This window comes from Caballeronia mineralivorans PML1(12), assembly GCF_001028175.1.
Taxonomy (GTDB): domain Bacteria; phylum Pseudomonadota; class Gammaproteobacteria; order Burkholderiales; family Burkholderiaceae; genus Caballeronia; species Caballeronia mineralivorans.
In genome coordinates, this window is the sequence record NZ_AEJF01000325.1 from 1 (window position 1) to 352 (window position 352).

At 50.0% G+C, this 352-nt stretch carries 1 protein-coding gene and 1 pseudogene; both read right to left on the bottom strand.

What is annotated here, in order from left to right:
* Nucleotides 1-243 (bottom strand): annotated as a pseudogene (rpsD, locus tag EOS_RS42865) (30S ribosomal protein S4); the annotation flags it as partial.
* A 33-nt stretch (nt 244-276) separates the two neighbouring features.
* A complete protein-coding gene (gene rpsK / locus EOS_RS45495) occupies nt 277-348 on the bottom strand; it encodes a 30S ribosomal protein S11 (RefSeq protein ID WP_456151151.1) in 72 nt (23 codons plus the stop codon).
* Nucleotides 349-352 lie beyond the last annotated feature (4 nt).

The window sequence follows — 352 nt, forward strand, 5'->3', positions numbered from 1 at the left end:
ACGTGCTGCTTCTTTGTAGTAGTTACGGAACTGACGCTCCAGCACACCATAGATACGGCGAACTTTTTGCTTTTCACGCAACTGCACACCATAGTCAGACAGACGCGGTTTACGCGCACCGTGCTGGCCAGGAGCTTGTTCAATTTTACACTTGGTATCGATCGCGCGAACGCCAGACTTAAGGAATAAGTCGGTGCCCTCACGACGGCTCAGCTTGAGCTTAGGACCCAAATATCTTGCCATTTTCTTTCTCCAACAAACCTGGAAAACGAGGCGTTATACGCGACGTTTTTTCGGCGGACGACAACCGTTATGAGGGATCGGAGTCACATCAGTAATGTTAGTGATGCGG